15 protein-coding genes are annotated in these 18,737 nt (G+C 73.5%); 4 read left to right on the top strand and 11 right to left on the bottom strand.

Annotated elements, in window-relative coordinates; genetic code table 11:
* Nucleotides 1–36 precede the first annotated feature (36 nt).
* A complete protein-coding gene (locus tag ACIA8R_RS42795) occupies nt 37–771 on the top strand; it encodes an alpha/beta fold hydrolase (protein ID WP_357703654.1) in 735 nt (244 codons plus the stop codon).
* Nucleotides 772–787: 16 nt separating this feature from the next.
* On the opposite strand, the gene fabD is transcribed toward ACIA8R_RS42795, so the two are convergent.
* From fabD to ACIA8R_RS42775, 4 genes are read right to left on the bottom strand one after another with little or no spacing between them, the layout of a single operon-like run.
* The gene (fabD, locus tag ACIA8R_RS42790) at nt 788–3,070 is read right to left on the bottom strand and encodes an ACP S-malonyltransferase (RefSeq protein ID WP_397043329.1); all 2,283 of its coding nucleotides are present in this window, start codon (nt 3,068–3,070) and stop codon (nt 788–790) included.
* A 15-nt stretch (nt 3,071–3,085) separates the two neighbouring features.
* On the bottom strand, nt 3,086–3,808 hold the full coding sequence (locus tag ACIA8R_RS42785; RefSeq protein WP_357703657.1) for an enoyl-CoA hydratase-related protein: 723 nt from the start codon (nt 3,806–3,808) through the stop codon (nt 3,086–3,088).
* A complete protein-coding gene (locus ACIA8R_RS42780; protein ID WP_357703660.1) occupies nt 3,799–5,016 on the bottom strand; it encodes a hydroxymethylglutaryl-CoA synthase in 1,218 nt (405 codons plus the stop codon). Before ACIA8R_RS42780 ends, ACIA8R_RS42785 begins: the two co-directional genes overlap by 10 nt.
* 3 nt (nt 5,017–5,019) lie before the next feature.
* Nucleotides 5,020–5,853, bottom strand: a complete 834-nt coding sequence (locus ACIA8R_RS42775; protein ID WP_357703662.1) for a DUF6039 family protein — start codon at nt 5,851–5,853, stop codon at nt 5,020–5,022.
* Nucleotides 5,854–5,985: 132 nt separating this feature from the next.
* On the opposite strand from ACIA8R_RS42775, the gene ACIA8R_RS42770 reads away from it, so the two are divergent.
* Nucleotides 5,986–7,269: a cation:proton antiporter gene (locus ACIA8R_RS42770; protein WP_397043326.1), complete on the top strand. Its 1,284-nt coding sequence runs from the start codon at nt 5,986–5,988 to the stop codon at nt 7,267–7,269.
* A 1-nt stretch (nt 7,270) separates the two neighbouring features.
* Here the strand turns inward: ACIA8R_RS42770 and ACIA8R_RS42765 are convergent, their stop codons facing one another.
* Nucleotides 7,271–7,909: a 4'-phosphopantetheinyl transferase superfamily protein gene (locus ACIA8R_RS42765; protein ID WP_364093370.1), complete on the bottom strand. Its 639-nt coding sequence runs from the start codon at nt 7,907–7,909 to the stop codon at nt 7,271–7,273.
* 174 nt (nt 7,910–8,083) lie between these two features.
* Nucleotides 8,084–9,004 (bottom strand): nitroreductase/quinone reductase family protein, encoded by a 921-nt coding sequence (locus ACIA8R_RS42760; RefSeq protein ID WP_364093367.1) that lies wholly within the window; start codon nt 9,002–9,004, stop codon nt 8,084–8,086.
* 152 nt (nt 9,005–9,156) lie between these two features.
* Here ACIA8R_RS42760 and ACIA8R_RS42755 point away from each other — a divergent pair, with 152 nt between their 5' ends.
* Both ACIA8R_RS42755 and ACIA8R_RS42750 read left to right on the top strand, forming a co-directional pair.
* A complete protein-coding gene (locus ACIA8R_RS42755) occupies nt 9,157–10,563 on the top strand; it encodes an MFS transporter (protein WP_397043323.1) in 1,407 nt (468 codons plus the stop codon).
* 44 nt (nt 10,564–10,607) lie between these two features.
* A complete protein-coding gene (locus tag ACIA8R_RS42750) occupies nt 10,608–11,672 on the top strand; it encodes an alkene reductase (RefSeq protein WP_397043321.1) in 1,065 nt (354 codons plus the stop codon).
* Between the two features lie 1,086 nt (nt 11,673–12,758).
* On the opposite strand, the gene ACIA8R_RS42745 is transcribed toward ACIA8R_RS42750, so the two are convergent.
* Genes ACIA8R_RS42745 through ACIA8R_RS42725 form a run of 5 tightly spaced genes read right to left on the bottom strand, consistent with a single transcriptional unit; the run spans nt 12,759 to nt 18,682 of the window.
* Nucleotides 12,759–14,057, bottom strand: coding sequence for a hypothetical protein (locus ACIA8R_RS42745; RefSeq protein ID WP_357703676.1), 1,299 nt, complete (start codon nt 14,055–14,057; stop codon nt 12,759–12,761).
* Nucleotides 14,054–15,265: a hypothetical protein gene (locus tag ACIA8R_RS42740; protein ID WP_397043319.1), complete on the bottom strand. Its 1,212-nt coding sequence runs from the start codon at nt 15,263–15,265 to the stop codon at nt 14,054–14,056. The genes ACIA8R_RS42745 and ACIA8R_RS42740 overlap by 4 nt, the downstream gene beginning before the upstream one ends.
* A complete protein-coding gene (locus ACIA8R_RS42735) occupies nt 15,262–16,545 on the bottom strand; it encodes a hypothetical protein (RefSeq protein WP_357703681.1) in 1,284 nt (427 codons plus the stop codon). Before ACIA8R_RS42735 ends, ACIA8R_RS42740 begins: the two co-directional genes overlap by 4 nt.
* A complete protein-coding gene (locus ACIA8R_RS42730; protein WP_364093353.1) occupies nt 16,542–17,744 on the bottom strand; it encodes an ATP-grasp domain-containing protein in 1,203 nt (400 codons plus the stop codon). The genes ACIA8R_RS42735 and ACIA8R_RS42730 overlap by 4 nt, the downstream gene beginning before the upstream one ends.
* The gene (locus ACIA8R_RS42725; protein ID WP_357703686.1) at nt 17,741–18,682 is read right to left on the bottom strand and encodes a glycosyltransferase family 2 protein; all 942 of its coding nucleotides are present in this window, start codon (nt 18,680–18,682) and stop codon (nt 17,741–17,743) included. Before ACIA8R_RS42725 ends, ACIA8R_RS42730 begins: the two co-directional genes overlap by 4 nt.
* Between the last annotated feature and the right edge of the window lie 55 nt (nt 18,683–18,737).

Genomic DNA, 18,737 nt, shown 5'->3' with positions numbered 1-18,737 from the left:
AGGCGGCGGAAGACGATCGGCCGTAACCTTCGGATCATGCCTGGTTCCTGGATAGCGGGCGGCGGACCCAGAGCCGACGCCCGGATCAGACTGTTCTGCTTCGCGCACGCGGGAGGCGGCTCCGCGCTGTTCCGCAGATGGGACGAACATCTGTCCCCGGACGTCGACGTCTGCCCGGTGGTGCTGCCGGGGCGCGAGTCGCGCCTGCGCGAGCGGCCCTACAACCGCATGGAGCAGCTCGTGGGCCCGCTGTCGGAGGCCATCGAGCCGTACACCGACCGGCCCTTCGCGCTGTTCGGGCACAGCATGGGCGCGGTCGTGGCCTGGGAGACGGCCCGCCGGTTCCCGCCCGCGGTGCTGTTCGTGTCCGGACGCCGCGCGCCGCAGCTCCCGACCCGCCGCCGCCTCTTCAGCGACCTGTCGGAGGAGGAGATGCTGGCCGAGATGGGCAAGCTGAACGGCACGCCGTCGGAGGTGATGGGCCAGCGCGGCCTGCTGGAGGTGTTCCTGCCGAGCCTGCGCGCCGACTTCGAGCTGAACGAGTCGTACACGCCGTTGCCCGGCCCGCGTCCGGACTGCCCGATCTCGGCGCTGCTCGGCGACGCCGACCCCGAGGTGGACCCGGACGAGATCAGCGCCTGGGGCGACGCCACGGGCGGCGGCTTCACGCTGCGCGTGTTCGGCGGCGACCACTTCTACCTCAAGGGCCCGCGGCCCGAGGTGCTGGCGGCGGTCCAGGAGGACCTGGACCGCCACCTCCTCCGGGTCTAGCAGGGTCTGATCAGGTCTAACCGTCCTTGGTCAGGTCGCGCAGCCGGGCCTCCAGCAGCCCGGCGGCGGCCTCCATCAGCCGGTCGGCGATGACGTCGACGTGCCTGGCCCGCCAGTCGGCCAGCTCCGTGCCGGCCACCCACCGGTTGAACGCCCCCATGGCGGGCCCGCAATGGACCTGGTAGTCCACCTGCCGTCCGGCCTCGCCGCGCAGCGCCAGCCTGATCGTGTGGACGAAGTACCAGCGGAAGACGAGCGCCATGCGGTGCTTGGGGTCGCGTTCGGCGCGGGCCAGCTCGCCCGGCCTGCGCGCGGCCAGGAACGCCCGCGTCTCCTCCCACACCTCCGCGAAGGAACGGCGGAAGAACTTGTCCTGGATCGTCCGTCTGGTCCGCTCGTCGATCTCCTCCAGCGAGCCGTACTGGCGGTAGAGCTGGTAGAGCTTGTTGGCGCGGGCCGGGAACAGCGTGCCCTTCCTGGCCACCTGCACCTGCGCGCCCAGCTCGAACAGGTCGCCGGCCGGGGCGTAGGCGGTGTCCTGCACGTCGAGCCCGGCGAGCAGGTCCTTGACGGCGTCGGACGTCCCGGCCTCGGGGGTGCACTGGTTGACGCTGCCGGTGACGATGAAGTCGGCGCCGAGCACGAACGCGGCCGCGGCCGCCTCCGGGGCGCCGATCCCGCCGGACGCGCCGACCCTGATGCGCCTGGCGTAGCCGTGCGCGGCCATCGCCTCGTCGCGCAGCCGCAGGATCGCGGGCATCAGCGCGTACGGCGAGCGCCCGTCGGTGTGCCCGGCCGAGTCGGCCTCGACGCAGACGTCCGCGCTGACCGGCAGCTCCGCGGCGACCTCCGCCTCGGCCGCGCTCAGCGCGCCCTCCCGGACGAGCCGCTCCAGGACGGCCTTCGGCGCGGGACGCATGAAGGCGGCGGCGACCTCGGGCCTGGAGACCTTGGCCACCACGTGCCGGACGGCGACCGGCCGCCCGGAGGCGTCGCGGTGCGCGCCGCTGTAGCGGTAGCGCACGAGGGGGGCGGTGAGGTGCGGGTAGGCGGCGGCCTCGATGTGCCGCACGTCGCGGCGGAGCAGCAGGTCCACCGTCTCGCGTTCCAGGCCCTCCTCGCCGAGGCCGTGGAGCAGGTTCACGCCGTACGCGCCGTCCGGCCCGAGGGTGCCCTGGATGGTGTCGAGGGCCGCGGCGATCTCGTCCGGGGTGAGCCCGCCCGCGCCGAAGAAGCCCATCAGCCCGGCCCGGCCCATCCTGATCACGAGGTCGGCCGACGCGATGCCCTTGAACATCGATCCGGCCAGGTAGGCGTGGCGGACCCGGTAGTCGGCGCGGAACTCGGCCGACCCGAGCACGACCCCGGCCTCCCGGGCGGCGGGCGTCACCGGCTCCTGGACGGCGGGCGTCACAGGCTCCCGGACGACGGGCGTCACAGGCCGGGCGGGCGTCGCCGGTTCCTGGGGGGCGGGTTCCGGCGGGTGGCGGCGGGTGACCTGCCACAGCTTGCCGAGCACGTCGCCGGGCCCGATCTCCTCCAGCTCGGACACGCCCTGCGCCATCAGGTACCGCAGGCCGTCCACCCACCGCACCGGGTTGCAGATCTGGCGGCGCAGCAGCTCGGCCGCCTCGGCCGCCCGGTACGGACGTCCGGTCACGTTGGAGATGACGGGCACCCGCGGCTCCTCGATGCGGACGCCCTCCAGCGCCTCGGCGAAGGCGGCGGCGGCCGGTTCCATGTAGCGCGAGTGCGAGGGGACGCTCACGCTCAGCGGCACCCACTTGCCGGGGGCGCCGCGGCGGAGCGCGTCCAGCTCGTCCTTGGGCCCGGCCAGGACGACCTGTTCGGGGGAGTTGTAGTTGGCGACGTCCACGCCGGTGCCCGCCAGCAGCTCTTCCAGCCGTTCGGGGTCGGCGCCGAGGACCGCCGCCATGGCACCGCCGCCCGCCGCCGACATCAGCTCGCCGCGCCGCTTGACCAGGGCGAGCGCGGTCTCGAAGTCGAAACAGCCGGCCGCGAACAGCGCCGCGTACTCGCCCAGGCTGTGCCCGGCCAGGTAGTCGGGCCGGCCACCCGCCTCCTGCCGCGCGAGGAAGCTCAGGGCGTTGACGGTGAAGAGGGCGGGCTGCACGTAACGGGTGTCACGCAGCCGCACCGGGTCGTCGCACAGCTCGGCGACGGAGTAGCCGAGGATCTCGTCGGCGCGCTCGCACAGGCCGGGGTACCGCTCCAGGACGCCCGCCCCCATGCCCTTGCGCTGCGACCCCTGCCCGGGGAAAACCCACACGACGGACATCAGGCGCGTTCCTCTCTAGCGTTCCCAGGGGAATCTCTTCTCGGTCGCGTAGTCCACGAGCCTGCGGCGCACCTCGGGGCTGGACATCAGCCGGCCGAACTCCTTGACCGCCACCTGCTCGGTCTCGTCCGACAGGATCCACAGCTCGCGGAAGTAGCGCTTCATGTCCGTGACGATCGACCGGTCCAGCTTGGTCAGCCGGTACGCCAGCCGCCGCACGAGCGCCTCCGGGTCGTCCGACACCTCGTCCACCAGGTGGAAGGCGGCGGCCTCGGCGGCGCTCACCGGCTGGGTGCTCAGCGTCATCGCGTACGCCTTCTGAAAGCCCGTGCGCCGGATCAGGAACGGCAGCACGCAGCACGGCAGCAGCCCCCACAGCGCCTCGGGGAGGCTGAAGGTGCTGCGCCCGCTGGCGAAGACGAAGTCGCTGGCCGCGGCCAGGCCGACGCCGCCGCCGGCCACCCGGCCGTCCACGCGGGCGACCACCGTCACCGGCGTCTCGGTGAAGCGGCGCAGCAGCCCGTAGAACGCCCGGCCGCCGTCGGCGACGTCGGCGCCGGCCGCCTCCTCCAGATCCATGCCGGTGCAGAAGACGCCGTCGCCGCCCTCCAGCAGCAGGATGCGGCAGCCGGGGGTGCGCTCGGCCTCGTCCAGGGCGGCGCCCAGCTCGTCGATGGCGCGGTCGTCGATCGTGCGACGGCGCAGCGTGTGCCGCAGGGTCGCCGAGGTCAGCTCCATCTGTACTCCCGGTGGAAGTCCGCGATGCGGTCCAGCACCAGCAGGCCGCGCCCGCCGAAGGCGTCCTCGTACAGGTCGCCGTACGGCTTGGGGTCCAGCACCGCGTCCCGCACCCCGAAGGCGCGGTCGGCGCTCAGCTCGGTCAGCGCGTCCAGCTCCTCGACGCCGATCTCGCGCCGCTCGTCCAGCGCCCTGGCGATGCCGCTGCGTCCCTGGGCCGGGATCACGCCGCTGAAGAACTCCGACGCGCAGCCCGACCCGTACGAGAACAGCCCCGCCCGCCTCGGCGCGTCGAACGCGCCGTGGTCGATGAGCGAGCACAGCGCCAGGTAGAGCGCGGCCGAGTAGGTGTTGCCCACCCGCACGCCGTAGGCCAGGGACGGCGTGACCCGCGCCGCGAAGTCGGCCTCGATCTCCTCCGCCCCCATGCCCTTGAGCTTGCGCAGCAGCATCCGGTGCGCGCCCTTCACCATCCCGGCGAACGGCGTGTGCAGCGCCAGGTAGTCGAAGGTGTCCACGATGTCGGCCCCGGCCACCCGCCGCCCGTAGGCCGCGAAGCACTCCTCGGCGCAGCGCATGTACGCCAGCAGCGACAGGTCAGGATCGACCGCGTCGGTGTCGTGGCGCGGCCGGGCCGTGTCCATCACCTCGAAGGTGTGGTAGCCGCTGGCGCCGGGGTCCAGCCGCAGCACCCGCGCGTCCTCGCCGACCAGCATCGCCACCGCTCCGGCGCCCTCGGAGGGCTCCCAGTAGGTGGACTTGGCCGTGCCGCTGGCCGCGTCCGTGGCGATGGCCAGCGCCTTCACCCCGGGGATCGGGCTCGCGCCGACGACGGCCGCCGCGCACTGCAGCGCGGCCGTCCCGCCGTAGCAGGCGTGTTTGACCTCGAACGAGCGGCATGCGGGGTTCAGCCCGAGGTGGTGGTGGATGTAGGTGCTGATCGGCTTGCCGAAGTCGAGGCCCGACTCGGTGCCGACGACCAGCAGCTCGATCCGGTCCTTCTCCTCGGGGGTGAGCGCGTCCAGCAGCGGGCGGGCGGCGTTGACCGCGTTGGTGACCGGGTCCTCGCAGGGCAGGTTGACCGAGCGCTGCTCCATCATCAGGTTGCCGAAGCGGTTCACGTCCAGGCCGCGCGCGTCGAACAGCGCGCGGACGTCCGTGTACGCCCTGCCGACGTACGCGTTGATCGCCTCGATCCCGAGAGCCATGACCTAGGGCACCATCAGGACGTCGTGGATGCTGGTCGGCACGAACAGCCGGTCCCACTGCCCGCCGCCGTGCCGTTCGGGGACGCGTTCCACGTCGTAGACCTCCTTGCGCATGCCCTCGCTGCGGTCCAGCTCCCGCACGGCCTGGTAGTCGTCCAGTTCGCGCAGGTGGATGAGGGCGTGCAGGCGGTCCTGGCGGCCCCACGTCTGCTCGTAGATGTAGGCGGTGGCGCGGCCTTCGAGGTCGGCGTTGACGTACCGGGACCAGTCGTAGAGGAACTGCCGTCCCTCCTCGCGCAGCTCGTAGCGCGCGTCGGCGGTACGCAGCACGATCGCGCCGGCGGTCGCCGAGTTGAGCTGCTCCTTCTGGGTGGTCTGGTGCGTCGCGGGCGGCACGAAGGTGCCGGGCACGTCGTGCACGTCGTCGGTGAACCCGTGCTGCGGGCACATGACGGTCTCCTGGAGACTGCCGTGGACGAACATCTTCTCCCAGTTGCCGCCGCCCTTCTTGGGCAGCCGGTCCTTGAGCGAGATCTGCTGGAACGCCTCGTCGTGGTCCACCATCTCGATGAGCTTGCTGTACTTCTCGGGGGACTTCATGTGCACGAACCAGTGCAGCCGCTCGCGGACGCCGAAGACCTCCTCGTAGCAGAAGGTCGTGGCGACGCCGGCCTGGGCGCGGTTCATGTAGTCGAGCAGGTCGACGCTGAAGTCGCGGCCCTCGCGGGCCATGCCGTACTCCAGCATCCCCACGCGGTGGACGATCAGGCCCGCGTTGCCCGAGTGCAGCAACTGGTCGGGGGGCAGGGTGGTCTGATACTGCGCCGGCTTCGTCATGCCCCGAATGTCGCCCACGGGCGCCGGAAGCTCCGCTCAATATTGAGCAGGGCCCCCGACCAGCGGGCGGGCGGGCTCAATATTGAGCAGCAGGACGGGCGCCAGATCGGCCTAGCCTCTCCTGTGCCTGACATGCCTCTGGGAGCCCACGACCTGCTGGTCTTCATGCTGCAACTGGGCCTGCTCCTCGGTCTCGCCGTCCTGCTCGGCCGGCTGGCCGAGCGCCTGCGCATGCCCGCCATCGTCGGCGAGCTGACGGTGGGCGTGCTGCTCGGCCCGTCCCTGCTCGGCCACGTCGTCCCCGCCCTGACGTTCACCCGGCTCCACCTGCTGGACGCGGTGGGCCAGGTCGGCGTCCTGCTGCTGGTGGCCATCACCGGCATCCAGCTCGACTTCGGCCTGGTCCGGCGGCGCGGCGCCACGGCCGCCAAGGTGAGCGTCGCCGGACTGGTCGTCCCGCTGGCGCTCGGCGTGGCCGCCGGTTACCTGCTGCCCGCCTCCCTCCTCGTCGAGGGCACCAGCGTCACCGTCTTCGCCCTGTTCCTGGGCGTGGCCACGTGCGTCAGCGCCATCCCCGTGATCGCCAAGACGCTGACGGACATGAAGCTGCTGCACCGCGACGTCGGCCAGCTCTGCCTGACCGCCGGGATGGTGGATGACGCGTTCGGCTGGTTCATGCTCTCGATCGTCTCGGCCATGGCGACGACGGGTGTGCGCACCGGCCAGATCGTGTTGTCGCTGGTCTACCTGGCCGCGCTGGTGCCGTTCGCGCTCTGGGTCGGCCGGCCGCTGGTCCGCTGGACGATGCGGGCCGCCACCCGGTCGGCCGAGCCGGGCACGGCCGGGGCCGCCGCCGTGGTGCTGGTGCTGCTGGCCGCCGCCGGGACGCACGCGCTCGGCCTGGAGGCCATCCTGGGGGCGTTCGTCTGCGGCGTCCTCATCGGGCGTTCCGGCCACGCCGACGCGTCGTGGCTGGCTCCGCTGCGGACGATCGTCCTCAGCGTGCTGGCTCCGCTGTTCTTCGCGACGGCCGGTCTGCGCATGGACCTCACGCTCCTGGCCCGGCCCGACGTCCTGGCCGCGTCCGGGGTCGTGCTGGGCGTGGCGATCGTCGGCAAGTTCCTGGGCGCGTACCTGGGGGCGCTGTTGAGCCGGATGAGTGCCTGGGAGGCGTTCGCGCTGGGGGCCGGCATGAACGCGCGCGGGGTCATCGAGGTCATCGTGGCGATGGTCGGCCTGCGGATCGGCATCATCGACACGGCGATGTACACGATCGTGATCGTCGTCGCGATCGTCACCTCGCTCATGGCCCCGCCGATCCTGCGCGTCGCGATGAGACGCGTCGAGCTCACCGCCGAGGAACGCCTGCGCCGGGCCGAGCACGACCAGCTCGTCGAGCCCGGACGGCGCGCCTGACCTACCGGGGGACGACGATCGCCGTGGCCAGCAGTCCGGGGCCGGCCGTCCAGCGGCCCGCGAACCCGGGCACGGGCGCGTCCGGCGGCAGCAGCCTGGCGTGGAAGCGGCCGTCGAGGGAGAAGGTCAGGGAGCCGTCCTCGAACCCCAGCCACTCGCCGGTCAGCGGGAACCATGCCTTGTAGACCGCCTCCTTGGCGCTGAACAGCAGCCGGTCCCAGTGGGTGCCCGGCCTGAGGGCGCCGAGCTCGCGCACCATCGCGGCCTCCTCGGGCCGGGCGATCATGCGGAAGACGCGTTCGGGGAGGGGTTCGTGCGGTTCGGCGTCGATCCCGATGCTCCGCACGTCCGACGCGCCGGCCACCGCCGCCGCGCGGAAGCCCGCGCAGTGCGTCATGCTGCCCACCGCGCCCGCCGGCCAGCGCGGCGCGCCGCGCCGGCCGGGGACGATGGGCGCGGGCGGGATGCCCAGGGCCGCCAGCGCCTCGCGGGCGCAGTGCCGTACGGTGGCGAACTCGCGCCGCCGTTCGGCGACCGCCTTCCTGACCGCCGCCCGCTCCTCGGGGAAGAGCGGCACGCCGGGCGGGTCGCCGTACGCGGTCGAGACGACGACGTTGTCCGGGACGAGCCTCTCGATCACCTACCCGCCTCCCGTCCGCTCCCCCTCCGTCTACCCACACCCGGCCGATCACGCTTCAAAGCACGGTCGCGGGGGCCGCCCCCGCCGTTACGGGCGACCGGCGTGCGGTACGGGATCCAGGTCGGCACCACGGACTCGACCCGGCTCCCGCCGTCGCGGCCGACGGTCGCCCGGCTACCCCCGGTCGCCGAGCGGTTCGAGGACGAAGACCGGGATCTGGCGCTCGGTCTTGCGCTGGTAGTCGGCATAGTCGGGGTACGCCGCCACCGCCCGCCGCCACCAGGCGTCCTTCTCCTCCCCCGACACCTCGCGCGCCCGGTACACGCCGGTCGCCGTGCCGTCCTGGAGCTCGACGACCGGCTCGGCGACCACGCTGGCGTACCACTGGGGGTTGACCGGCGCGCCGCCCAGGGACGCGACGGCCGCGTAGCGCCCCTCGTGCTCGACCCGCATCACCGGTGTCCTGCGCAGCTTGCCGGTCTTGGCGCCGCGGTAGCTCATCAGCACGACGGGCAGGTCCTTGATCGTGACGCCGTCGGTCGTGCCGGTGCGCATGATCTGCTCGACGTGCTCGCGGACCCACGCCGAGGCGCTGGGCTCGTACTCGCCGGTCGGCGCCTGCGCGGCCCGGCGCGCGCCCTCCGCGGGGCCGTGGCGACGGCCGGGGCGTTTGTCCACGTTGTCGGTCAGGGCGTTGATGAGGGCGGGCAGCCCGGCCACCGTCTCGGCCGGCAGCCCGGCCACGGTCTCCTCCGCCAGGTCGACCCAGAGCCGCTTGACCTGCTCGGCCAGCGCCCTGCCGCTGTCGGTGAGCTCGACCACGCTGGCCCGCTTGTCGGACGGCGCCGGGGTGCGCCGGATGTGGCCGGACGCCTCCAGCTTGCGCGTCATGAGCGTCACGCTGGGCGGCTCGCATCCCAGGGCCTCGCTGAGCTGCGCCTGGATCCTCGGCCCGGTGCGGGCGAGTTCGAGCAGCAGCGCCTCCTGCCCGGGATGCAGGCCGAGCGGGGTCAGCAGCGTGGCGGCCCTGGCCCGGTGGCGCAGGCTCAGCAGGCGGATCGCCTGGTTGACGGCGTCGGCTTGCGCGAAGTCCATGATCGCTCCTTGACGAAAATTAGTTATCTGCATAATAGTTATTCGCGTAACCGAATCCTACACGGCATCGGGACGCCACGCGTGGCACATCGCGAAGTGCACCCCTGACGCGGCGCCTCCCCGGTGGCACGCACCCAAGGACGGAAGAACTCATGACGAGCATCGGCACCGCGCCCCCGCGGGCCACACCCCGGGCCATCCCCGCCTGGCTGATCCTGGCGCTGGCCTGCGCCGGCCAGTTCATGGTCATCCTGGACGCCTCCATCGTCAACGTCGCCCTCCCCGCCATCCGCGCGGAGCTCGGCTTCACCCCCACCGGCCTCGCCTGGGTGGTGAACGGCTACCTGCTCGCCTTCGCCGGCTTCATGCTGCTGGGCGGACGGGCCGCCGACCTGTTCGGCCCGCGCCGGACGCTGGTCTCCGGCCTGCTGCTGTTCTCCGCCGCCAGCCTGGCCGCCGGCCTGGCGAGCGCGGCGGAGGTCCTGGTCGCGGCCCGCGTCGCGCAGGGCGCCGGAGCCGCCATGATGGCCCCGGCCACGCTGGCCGTGATCAACACGTACTTCACCGAGCCGGGCGCCCGCGCCAGGGCGTTCGGCGCCTGGTCCTCCGCGGGCGGCGTCGGCGGGATGATCGGCGCGGTGGCCGGCGGCGCCATCACCACCGGCCTGTCGTGGCGCTGGGTCTTCCTGATCAACGTGCCGGTCGGCGCGCTGCTGGTCGCCGTGGCCCTGACGGCCCTGGCCGGTGCGCGGGCCGCGCGGCGCGAGCCGCTCGACCTGACCGGCGCGGTCACCGGGACCGCCGGCCTGGCGGCGCTGATCTACGGGGTCATGCAGAGCGCCGACCACGCCTGGTCGTCCGGGCGGGTCGTCGTGCCCGTGCTGGCCGGGCTGCTGCTGCTCGCGGTGTTCACCGTGGTCGAGGCGCGTTTCGCCGACCGGCCGATGTTGCCCCTGCGGCTGCTCGGGATCCGCGGGGTGGCCGTCGGCAACGGCATGCTGCTGCTGTTCGGCGGGGTCACCATCGCGATGTGGTACTTCACGTCCCTGTTCCTGCAGAACGTCCTGGGCTTCAGCGCGCTGCTGGCCGGGCTCGGGCAGACGCCGGCGGCGGTGACGTTCATGCTGGTCGCGCGGGTGTCCGCCGCCCTGCTGCCGCGGGCCGGGGCGCGTCCCCTGGCGCTCGGCGGCGGCGCGTTCTTCGTGGCCGGGTTCGGCTGGCTCTCCCTGGCCGGGGCGGGCAGCGGCTACCTCACCGGGGTCCTCGGGCCCACGTTGCTCGTCGCGGCCGGCATCGGGCTGACCTTCCCCACCCTGATGGCCGCGGCGACCGCCGACGCGCCCGAGGGCGAGGCGGGCGTCGTGGGCGGCCTGGCCAACACCACGAGCCAGGTGGGCTCGTCGATCGGGCTGGCGGTCCTCGCGACGGCCGCGGGCGCCGTGGGCGCCGCAGGCTCCCCCGCCGCCCTCGCCGACGGCTACGACCTGGTCTTCCTCATCGCGGCCGGGCTCGGCCTGGCCCTGGCGGCAGGCGCCTTCCTGCTGCCGCGCCGCCGATGACCCGCCCTTCCCTCCCTCCATCCCCTTCCACCGAGGAGACATCCGTGTCCATCACCTTCGATCCGATCGCCGTGGGCGGCACGAAGCTCGCCAACCGGGTCGTCATGGCCCCGATGACCCGCAGCCGCGCCCGCGACGGGCTGGTGACCGACCTGACGGCGCGGTACTACGCCCAGCGCGCCTCCGCCGGGCTGATCGTCACCGAGGGCGTCCAGCCGTCGGTGGTCGGCCAGGGTTACCCGTTCACGCCCGGCCTGCACAGCGCCGCGCAGGTCGCCGCCTGGCGCGAGGTCACCGGCGCGGTGCACGCGGCGGGCGGGAAGATCTTCGCTCAGCTCCTGCACACCGGCCGCATCGGCCATCCGGTCCTGCTGCCCGAGGGGCTGGTCCCGGTGGCGCCGTCGCCGGTGGCGGCGCGCGGACAGCTCTTCACCCCCGACGGCGTCAAGGACTTCGTCACCCCGCGCGAGCTGACCGAAGCCGAGATCGAGCAGACCGTCGCCGACTTCGCGAGCGCCGCCCGCAACGCCGTCGAGGCGGGCTTCGACGGCGTGGAGCTGCACGGCGCCAACGGCTACCTGATCCACCAGTTCCTCGCGCCCGGGACCAACCTGCGCACCGACGGCTGGGGCGGCTCGACGCCGGGACGCGCCCGGTTCGCCGTGGAGGCCGTCTCCGCCGTGGCCGACGCGATCGGCGGCGACCGCACCGCGCTGCGCATCTCCCCCGGGAAGCCGGACAACGACATGCGCGAGCCCGACCCGGGGCCCGTCTACGAGGAGCTGCTGCGGCGGACGTCCGGGCTCGGGCTGGCGTACCTGCACGTCATGGAGGCGGGCGACCGGGAGCTGACGCGGGCCCTGCGGCGGCGTTTCGCCGGCCCGCTCGTCCTCAACCCGCACACCGGCGACCGCCCGACCGGCCCGGAGGATCTCGCGCTGATCGACGACGGGACCGCCGACCTGCTCGCCTTCGGGCGGCTCTTCCTGGCCAACCCCGACCTGCCCCGCCGCCTGGCGACCGGCGCGCCGCTCAACGCCCCGGACCCGGCCACCTTCTACGGCGGCGCCGCCGAGGGCTACACCGACTACCCGGCCCTACCCGCCTGACCGGCCGCCGCCGGGCCGAGCGCCTGGAGCAGACCCCGGTCCCGGCCGCGCCGGCCCGGCCGGGGCCGGCCTCGCGCAGGGCGGCGAGGATCACCTCTGCGGGACGGCTCGCGCACACCCGGGGGAGCACGCTCCGCACCCAGAAGATCATTTAGGTCCGCAATAACAACGGGCCCGGAGCCGCGCCCTTAGTCAAGACCGGAAGCGGCCGTACGCCGCGACCTCAATAGGAAGATCCACACCCACGACCTGCCTCGCTCGCCCTCTCGGTTTTCGGCCGACCGAAAGGGCTCACGATGCCTCCCACCACGGTGAGCGCCCCCGGCCGCCGGAGCGCCGGGCGACATCAGAAACGGGCCGGGCACGAATTCGCGCCACCCCCGAGGGGAATTCCTGAATCACCCCTCCAACAAGTAGCCCGGGACGACAATTCGTCGACGAATTCACGCATCCGGATCGCGCACCTACCAAATCTGTCATCATCCGATTTCGGGAGTCGCGGAATTCGCGTGAATGAATTGATTCAATCGGCGCGATCCGGCGGGCGAGCGCCTGGAACGATCCATATGCGAGGTGGCGCCGCATCTGCCGGCATCCTCCGGACGACCCGAAAGGTGGAATCGATGACCGAGCCCGCGATCCGGCCGAACGAGACGACGGGTCCCGCTGCTGCCGTGCGCGTCCGTCGAGCGGACCCTGGAGTTCCACGCGGCGCTGGGATTCACCGCCACCTACCGGCAGACGCGGCCCTACGTCTGTCTGGCGCTGCGCTGGAGCGGGTCCGACCTGCATTTCGGCCCGGCGCCGAAGGGGCTCGACCCGGCCCGGGAGGAGTCCGGGGGGTGCCTGGTGCTGGTCGACGCCGTGGCGCCGTACCACGCCGCGTTCGTGGCGGGCATGCGCCGGGTCTCCGGCAAGGTGCTGAGTTCGGGGCGGCCGCGGATCACGCGCCACCGGCCGGTCCTGTGCCAGTTCAAGAACGACGACCTGCAGGCGTACCGGGCCCTGAAGTCGGCCGTGCGCAGGCACGGCGCGCAGGCTCCGGCGGCCTGCGCGAATGGCTGGGTCCGAGCTGAGGGCCGGGGGTCAGGAGGTGGGCGTGTTGTGCATGATCTTGACCATGCGCACCTTGCCGTTGGGCTCCGGGGTGATCACGTCCACCGTGCGCGCGGTCACCTCGAAGTCCGTGGCGACGGCGGCCACGGCGTCCCGGATCCTGCCGGCCAGGTCGGCGGGGGCCGTCGGCGAGGGCACCAGCAGGATCTCCACCGCGCCCGGCCGGTACTGGAGGACCTGCACACCGCGCACGCCCTCCGTCGGCATCACGGCCGGGTTGGTGAGGAAGTTGGCGTGCACCGTACGTCCGTCGGCGGCCACCACCCGGTCCTCGGTCCGGCCCTGGATCCGCCGGATGATCGGGGTGTGGAACGCGCGGCACGGGCAGTCGTCCGGCTCGATGAGCACGCGGTCGCCGAGCCGGTAGCGGATCAGCGGCATCGCCTCGGCGTGCAGCCGGGTCACCACGATCTCGCCCTCGCCGTCGGCCAGCGACACGCTGCCGTCGTCGTGCAGCACCTCCACCACCACGTCGGCCGAGCGCAGGTGCATGGCGCCCTCGGGGCAGGTGCGGCCGATCGTGTACGCCTCCACCGAGGCGTACACCTCGTGGCCGCGCGCCCCGAAGTAGCCCAGCACGTGCTCGCGCGCCTCGGGGGTGAGCGTCTCCCCGGCGAAGATGACGGTGTGCACGCCGCGGTAGTCGACCTTCCTGCGGCGCAGCTCGTCCACGAGGGTGACGATGCAGCCGGGGAAGCCCCACAGGAACGTCGGCCGCCCGCGCAGGAACGCGTCGACCTGCTCGTCCAGGCTCCGGCTGGTGTTGACGTGCGAGGTGCGGGCCAGGCCGAGCCGCTGCAGCCGGTGCGGCCGGAACTCGCCCACCCGGAAGTAGCCGATCCGGTCCCAGGGACGCAGGCCCGAGGCCAGCAGGTCCTGGAGGTAGGTGGCGCGCAGGTAGCCGAGGTCGCCCTCGGAGTAGAAGGGGCGGATGGGCACGCCGGAGGACCCGCTGGTGGGCGCCTCGCGGGTGTTGTCCGGGGTGAACCCGGTGGCCATCAGTTCGGCGGGCGGCAGGTCGCGCAGCGTCGCCCGGTCCAGCAGCGGCAGGGCGGCCAGATCGGCGGCGGTGGACAGCGCGGCCACGGCGTCGGCCGGCAGCACGCGGCGGTAGTACGGCACGTTGGCGTGCGCGTGGCGGACGAGCCCGGTCAGCAGCCGGTCCTGCACGACCTTGAGCCGGGCCGGGTCCAGCCGGTCCCGCGAGCGCGCCAGGTACAGGTTCCGCAGCACCGGCACCACCGGGATCGTGCTGGGCAAGCCCTTCATGAGGTCTCCTTCTTCAGCGTGGCCAGCATGACGCCGCCCTTGACCACCTCGCCCGCGCAGTACGCCAGCAGCGCGCCGAACGCCGCCGCGGCGGGCACCAGGAACCATCCGGCGGCGGCGACCACCGCGAACTGCAGGCACGCGGCCACCGCCGCGAGCCGCCGTCCCCGGTCGTCGGTGTTCTCCACCAGCAGGAACGCGGGCAGCACGGCCGCCGTCAGCGCCGCCTCGGCCAGCAGCGCGGCACCGGTCGCCACCACACCCCGCTGGCCGCCCGCCAGCACCACCGCGAGCACGACCACCGCCACGGCCCCGGCGGGCACGGCGGGCGCGAGGATGCGCCGCGCCATCCGCCGGGCGCCGGCCTCGCCCGTGCCCTCGATCCAGACCGCCACCCGCGGCTGGAGGATCCGCAGCAGGTACGACACGCCCATGACGACCACGGACAGCGCCACCGACCACACGTAGAAGACGCTGGTCTTCTGGGCGTCGTCCAGGTGCGCGAAGTACGCGAACGTCACCGAGGTGGCCGCGACGCTGGTCACCTCGCCGACGCTGAGCAGCGCCGCCGCGCGTACCGCCGGCCGGTGGGCGCCCTTGTCCGCCTTGCCGGTGCGTCCGCGCAGCAGCCCGGCCGCCAGCACGATGTTGAGCACGGCCAGCACGCCGACGTGCAGGGCCAGCAGCGCGTTGGCGCGCATGCCCGTCCAGGCCACCAGCCCCACGCCGGACGCCTGCGCGACGGCGAGCGTCAGGTAGGCCAGCACGTCGATCCGCGCCCGGCCGCGCAGCCGGTTCAGCGCCGCCATGACCGCGCAGCAGCCCAGCCCGCAGGCGTAGGCCGCGGCGGCGGCGTACCTGGTGGGCGCGCCGCCGGGGTCGGCCGCCGCCAGGGCCAGCCAGACCGGCACGGCCAGCGCGAACGGGGTGGCCGCCAGCAGCATGAACAGCGGCCGCAACGCCTGCCCGTCGCGCCGCGGCACCAGCGCGAGCGCCGCCTTCTCGATCCCGCTGGACGTCAGCGCCAGCAGCCAGCCGGACACGCCGTTGGCGGTGGCGTACAGGGCGAACTCGTCGGCGCCCCAGAGGCCGAGCAGCACCAGGTTGGCGGTCCACAGGGCCGCGCGGAACGCGCCGCGCCCGGCGAACAGGGCCGCGGTCACCGCCACCAGGCGTGGCGGCGGCCTGCGGCGCAGGCTCACGGTCACGGTCCGGCCTGGGCCGACTCGACGAACCTGCCCTTGCCGCCGGGGGTGAGCGTGACCCGGTCGGCCTGCTCGAAACGCACCTCGACCGGGCCGCCCACCTGCTGGGACAGCCCGCGCCGGTAGGCCGTGGCCACCTCGTCGAAGTCCCGGCCCGCGTCGGGGACCAGGTGGACGGTGACGTTCCCGTCGGCGTCCTGGCGGACCATGCTCTCGGCGACGCCCGGCGTCCACATGGCCAGCGACAGGAAGGTGGCCGTGTAGACGCGGTGGCCGCCGGGGAAGGTGATGTAGTCGTCGGACCGGCCGCCGGTCACGCGCATGCGCATGAACCGGTTGCCGCAGCCGCACTCCCCCGGCACGATCATGCCGCGGTCGCCCAGGCGGTAGCGGATCAGCGGCATCGCCCGTTCCCTGAAGTGGGTCACCACGACCGCGCCGTCCTCGCCGTCGGGCACGGGCGCGCCGGCGTCGTCCACGATCTCCAGGCGGACGCGGTCCTCGTCGACGTGCATCGCGCCCCGGTCGCACTGGGTGGAGACGGTCAGCACCTCGTAGGCCGAGTACTCGTCGTACACCGGGACGCCGAAGCCGTTGGCCAGCAGCTCGCGCACCTCGTCGGTGAGCAGCTCGGAGTCGGTCATGACCATGCGCAGCGTGCGCCGCAGCCGGGCCACGTCGTGCGGGCCGGCGGCGCGCAGCAGCCCGCGCAGCACCACCGGGTAGCCCATGATCAGGTGCGGGCGCACCTTCAGCACGTCGGCCAGGATCTTCGCGTCGCCCTGACCGGCGCCGATGACCGTGCGCGGGAACAGGCCGATCCGCTGGAACCAGCGCAGCGGGCGCGGGAACGGCTTGATGTGCGCGATCCGCCACCACGGCCGGTAGCCCGACAGCAGGAAGCGGCGGAAGATGGTCGCGCCGTGGTAGCCGTAGGCGGCCACGTCGTGCCGGACCTCCAGGACGCGGCCCGTGGTCCCGCTGGTACGGTCCACCCGGTAGTCCTTCGCGCCCAGGCCGGGCGTGTGGAAGCGGGACAGGTCGCCGTCCAGCACGGTGGCCTTGTCCAGGATCGGCAGCCGGGCCAGGTCGGCCAGGCTGTCCAGGGGCACGTCGTAGCGCGGGTCGGCGTAGTGCGGCACGTGCGCGCGGGCGAAGGCCAGCAGGTCGCGCAGGCCGTCGAGGGTGAGCCGGTCGGTCTCGGCGCGCGGGCGGCGGATGGCGCGGAAGGCGTCCACGACGTGCCGCACCTCCCGCACGGCGACGCCCAGTCCGTGGCTCACAGGCCGTCCCCGATCTCGAAGCGGAGCAGCCCGGTCGCCTCGCGCAGCACGCCGGTCAGGGCGTCCGGGTCGGGGGCGGCGGCGGTCAGGTAGCCGAGCTTGGCGCCCGCCCGGGTGTAGCGCTCGACGTGGTCGCCGGGCGCGGCGGCCAGCACCAGGTCCACGACGCCGGGCAGCTCCCTGACCTGCTCCTCGCCGTCCACCCGGACCAGCTTCCCGTCGCGCTCGGCGCCCAGGACGCGGACCGCGCCGTACCGGGTCGCCGCCGGGGTCAGGCACGGCGTCTCGCCCATGGCCGACAGCACGTACTGCTCGACCACGTCCACGCCGTGGACCAGGCCCAGCAGCTCGGCCAGGCCGTTGCCACCCAGGCGGGCGCCCATCTCGACGAGCACGACCTCGCCCGTCCCGGTCACCAGGACGTCGGCGCTGAGCGGCCCCTCGCGCAGCCCGGTCTCGGCGCAGACCGCGTCGAGCATCGGACGCACGGCGTCGGTGACGTGGGCCGGGCCCGGCATGGTGTGCTGGACGGTGATGAACAGCGGCGGCGGGGTCAGCTCCCGTTCGGCCAGGCCGATCAGCGCCACCTTCCCGCCGATCACGAACGCCTCGGCCGTGTAGTGGGCGCCCTCCAGGAACTCCTCGGCCACGACCCGCCCGGACAGCGACCACTCCCTGGCCAGCCGTACGGCCTCGGGCAGCTCGTCCGGGGCGGCGCACAGCGACACGCCGCGGCTGCCGGAGGAGTCCACCGGCTTGACCATGAGCGGGAACCCCAGGCCGGGGGCGTCCCGCAGCACCTCCTCCTCGGCGCCGCTCACGTGGCGGGGGCCGGGCAGGCCGAGCCGGGCGCACATCGCGCGGAACCAGCCCTTGTCGACCGAGCCGCGCACCGCGCCCTCCGACAGCCCGCACGGCAGGCCGAGGCGCGCGGCCAGGGCGAGCTGCGAGGGCAGGTTGACGTCGCTGGCCGGGGAGACCACGCCGGCCAGGCCGGCGCGTCCGGCCAGGGCCCGCGCGACCCGCGGCACGTCGCGGGTGCTGAGGTCGAGGAACTCGTCGGCGTGTGCGACGCCGGGGGCGTCGGCCCGCATGTCCACGCAGATCGTGCGCACGCCGAGGCGGGCCGCGGCGCGGATGGTGCTGATGGCGCCGTCCGCGCCGCCGAGGACCGCGATGGTGCGGCGGGCGCCGGTCATGCGAGCCTCCCGGCGAGCAGGTCAGCGGAATCGACCGGCACGTTGGCCTCCCGTACGAGGAACAGCGGCGGACGGGCCTGACCGCGAGAGATGTGCAGAAGTGTCCGGGCCATCAGGGTGAGCCCGGCCAGGGCGGCGGCCAGCGCCAGCCCGAACAGCGCCGTGCTGCCGGTGAGCCCGGCCAGCAGCGCCAGGGGCAGGCCGACCAGCCCCGCCCAGACCGCGGCCGCGATCGGCCGCGTCGAGAAGCCGAAGAACAGGTCCAGGGAGTGCCTGGCCAGGCCGCGCACGGTCACCTTGGACGAGCCGTGCACCCGCGGCCGGTGCGCGGTCGGCACGGTCGTCCAGGCGCGCGTCAGGCGCGGCAGCGTGGCCAGGAAGTAGGGCGTGCCGAGCCGCAGGTCCACGATCCGGCGCGCGATCTCCGTACGGACCAGCCGGAACGTCGTGGCGCGCGGCGGGATCTCGATGCCCAGCAGCCGCCGCGCCAGCCAGTCGTGCACGATCGACGCGGTCCGCCGCGGCCAGGGGTCCTTGCGGTCCACCCGGATGCCGAACACCGCGTCGTACCCGTCGGCGGCCCGCTCGATCAGCCGCTTGGCCTCGGTCGGCGGGAACTGCAGGTCGGCGTCCAGGTGCAGCACCCAGGGGTTTCGGGCGTACCGATAACCGGCCGAGAAGGCGGCCTCCACGCCGAAATTCCTGGACAACGATATGAACGACACCCGATTGTCACTCTCGGCGATCGCGCGAATGCGCGCGAGCGTGTCATCCGTGCTGCCGTCGTCGACGAAGAGTATTTCGAGGTCGCCCTGGTCACCCAGCGCGTCCGCGATTTCGCGATAGGTGTCAGGGATGTTGTCGGCCTCGTTCAGGCACGGAACGACCACGGTGAGTGCCAGGCCGTCCGGCGGAACTGGAAGCGGATGTTCATTCATGGAACGGTCTTCACCACGTGCATCAACCCCGGTTCACCCCGCGATGGGGCCCGGG

The sequence above is a fragment of the Nonomuraea sp. NPDC051191 genome (assembly GCF_044455665.1).
In the GTDB taxonomy this organism is placed as follows: Bacteria; Actinomycetota; Actinomycetes; order Streptosporangiales; family Streptosporangiaceae; genus Nonomuraea.
The sequence above is the reverse complement of the archived record's forward strand: the minus strand, read 5'-3'. Positions and strand labels throughout refer to the sequence as shown.

Excerpts from the sequence above, each read along its gene's own strand:
- ACIA8R_RS42785 (WP_357703657.1), bottom strand. The coding sequence starts at position 3,808 with ATGGAGCTGACCTCGGCGACCCTGCGGCACACGCTGCGCCGTCGCACG.
- ACIA8R_RS42775 (WP_357703662.1), bottom strand. The coding sequence starts at position 5,853 with ATGACGAAGCCGGCGCAGTATCAGACCACCCTGCCCCCCGACCAGTTG.
- ACIA8R_RS42795 (WP_357703654.1), top strand. The coding sequence starts at position 37 with ATGCCTGGTTCCTGGATAGCGGGCGGCGGACCCAGAGCCGACGCCCGG.
- ACIA8R_RS42780 (WP_357703660.1), bottom strand. The coding sequence starts at position 5,016 with ATGGCTCTCGGGATCGAGGCGATCAACGCGTACGTCGGCAGGGCGTAC.
- ACIA8R_RS42760 (WP_364093367.1), bottom strand. The coding sequence starts at position 9,004 with ATGGACTTCGCGCAAGCCGACGCCGTCAACCAGGCGATCCGCCTGCTG.
- ACIA8R_RS42745 (WP_357703676.1), bottom strand. The coding sequence starts at position 14,057 with ATGAAGGGCTTGCCCAGCACGATCCCGGTGGTGCCGGTGCTGCGGAAC.
- ACIA8R_RS42725 (WP_357703686.1), bottom strand. The coding sequence starts at position 18,682 with ATGAATGAACATCCGCTTCCAGTTCCGCCGGACGGCCTGGCACTCACC.
- ACIA8R_RS42730 (WP_364093353.1), bottom strand. The coding sequence starts at position 17,744 with ATGACCGGCGCCCGCCGCACCATCGCGGTCCTCGGCGGCGCGGACGGC.
- ACIA8R_RS42755 (WP_397043323.1), top strand. The coding sequence starts at position 9,157 with ATGACGAGCATCGGCACCGCGCCCCCGCGGGCCACACCCCGGGCCATC.
- fabD (WP_397043329.1), bottom strand. The coding sequence starts at position 3,070 with ATGTCCGTCGTGTGGGTTTTCCCCGGGCAGGGGTCGCAGCGCAAGGGC.
- ACIA8R_RS42770 (WP_397043326.1), top strand. The coding sequence starts at position 5,986 with ATGCCTCTGGGAGCCCACGACCTGCTGGTCTTCATGCTGCAACTGGGC.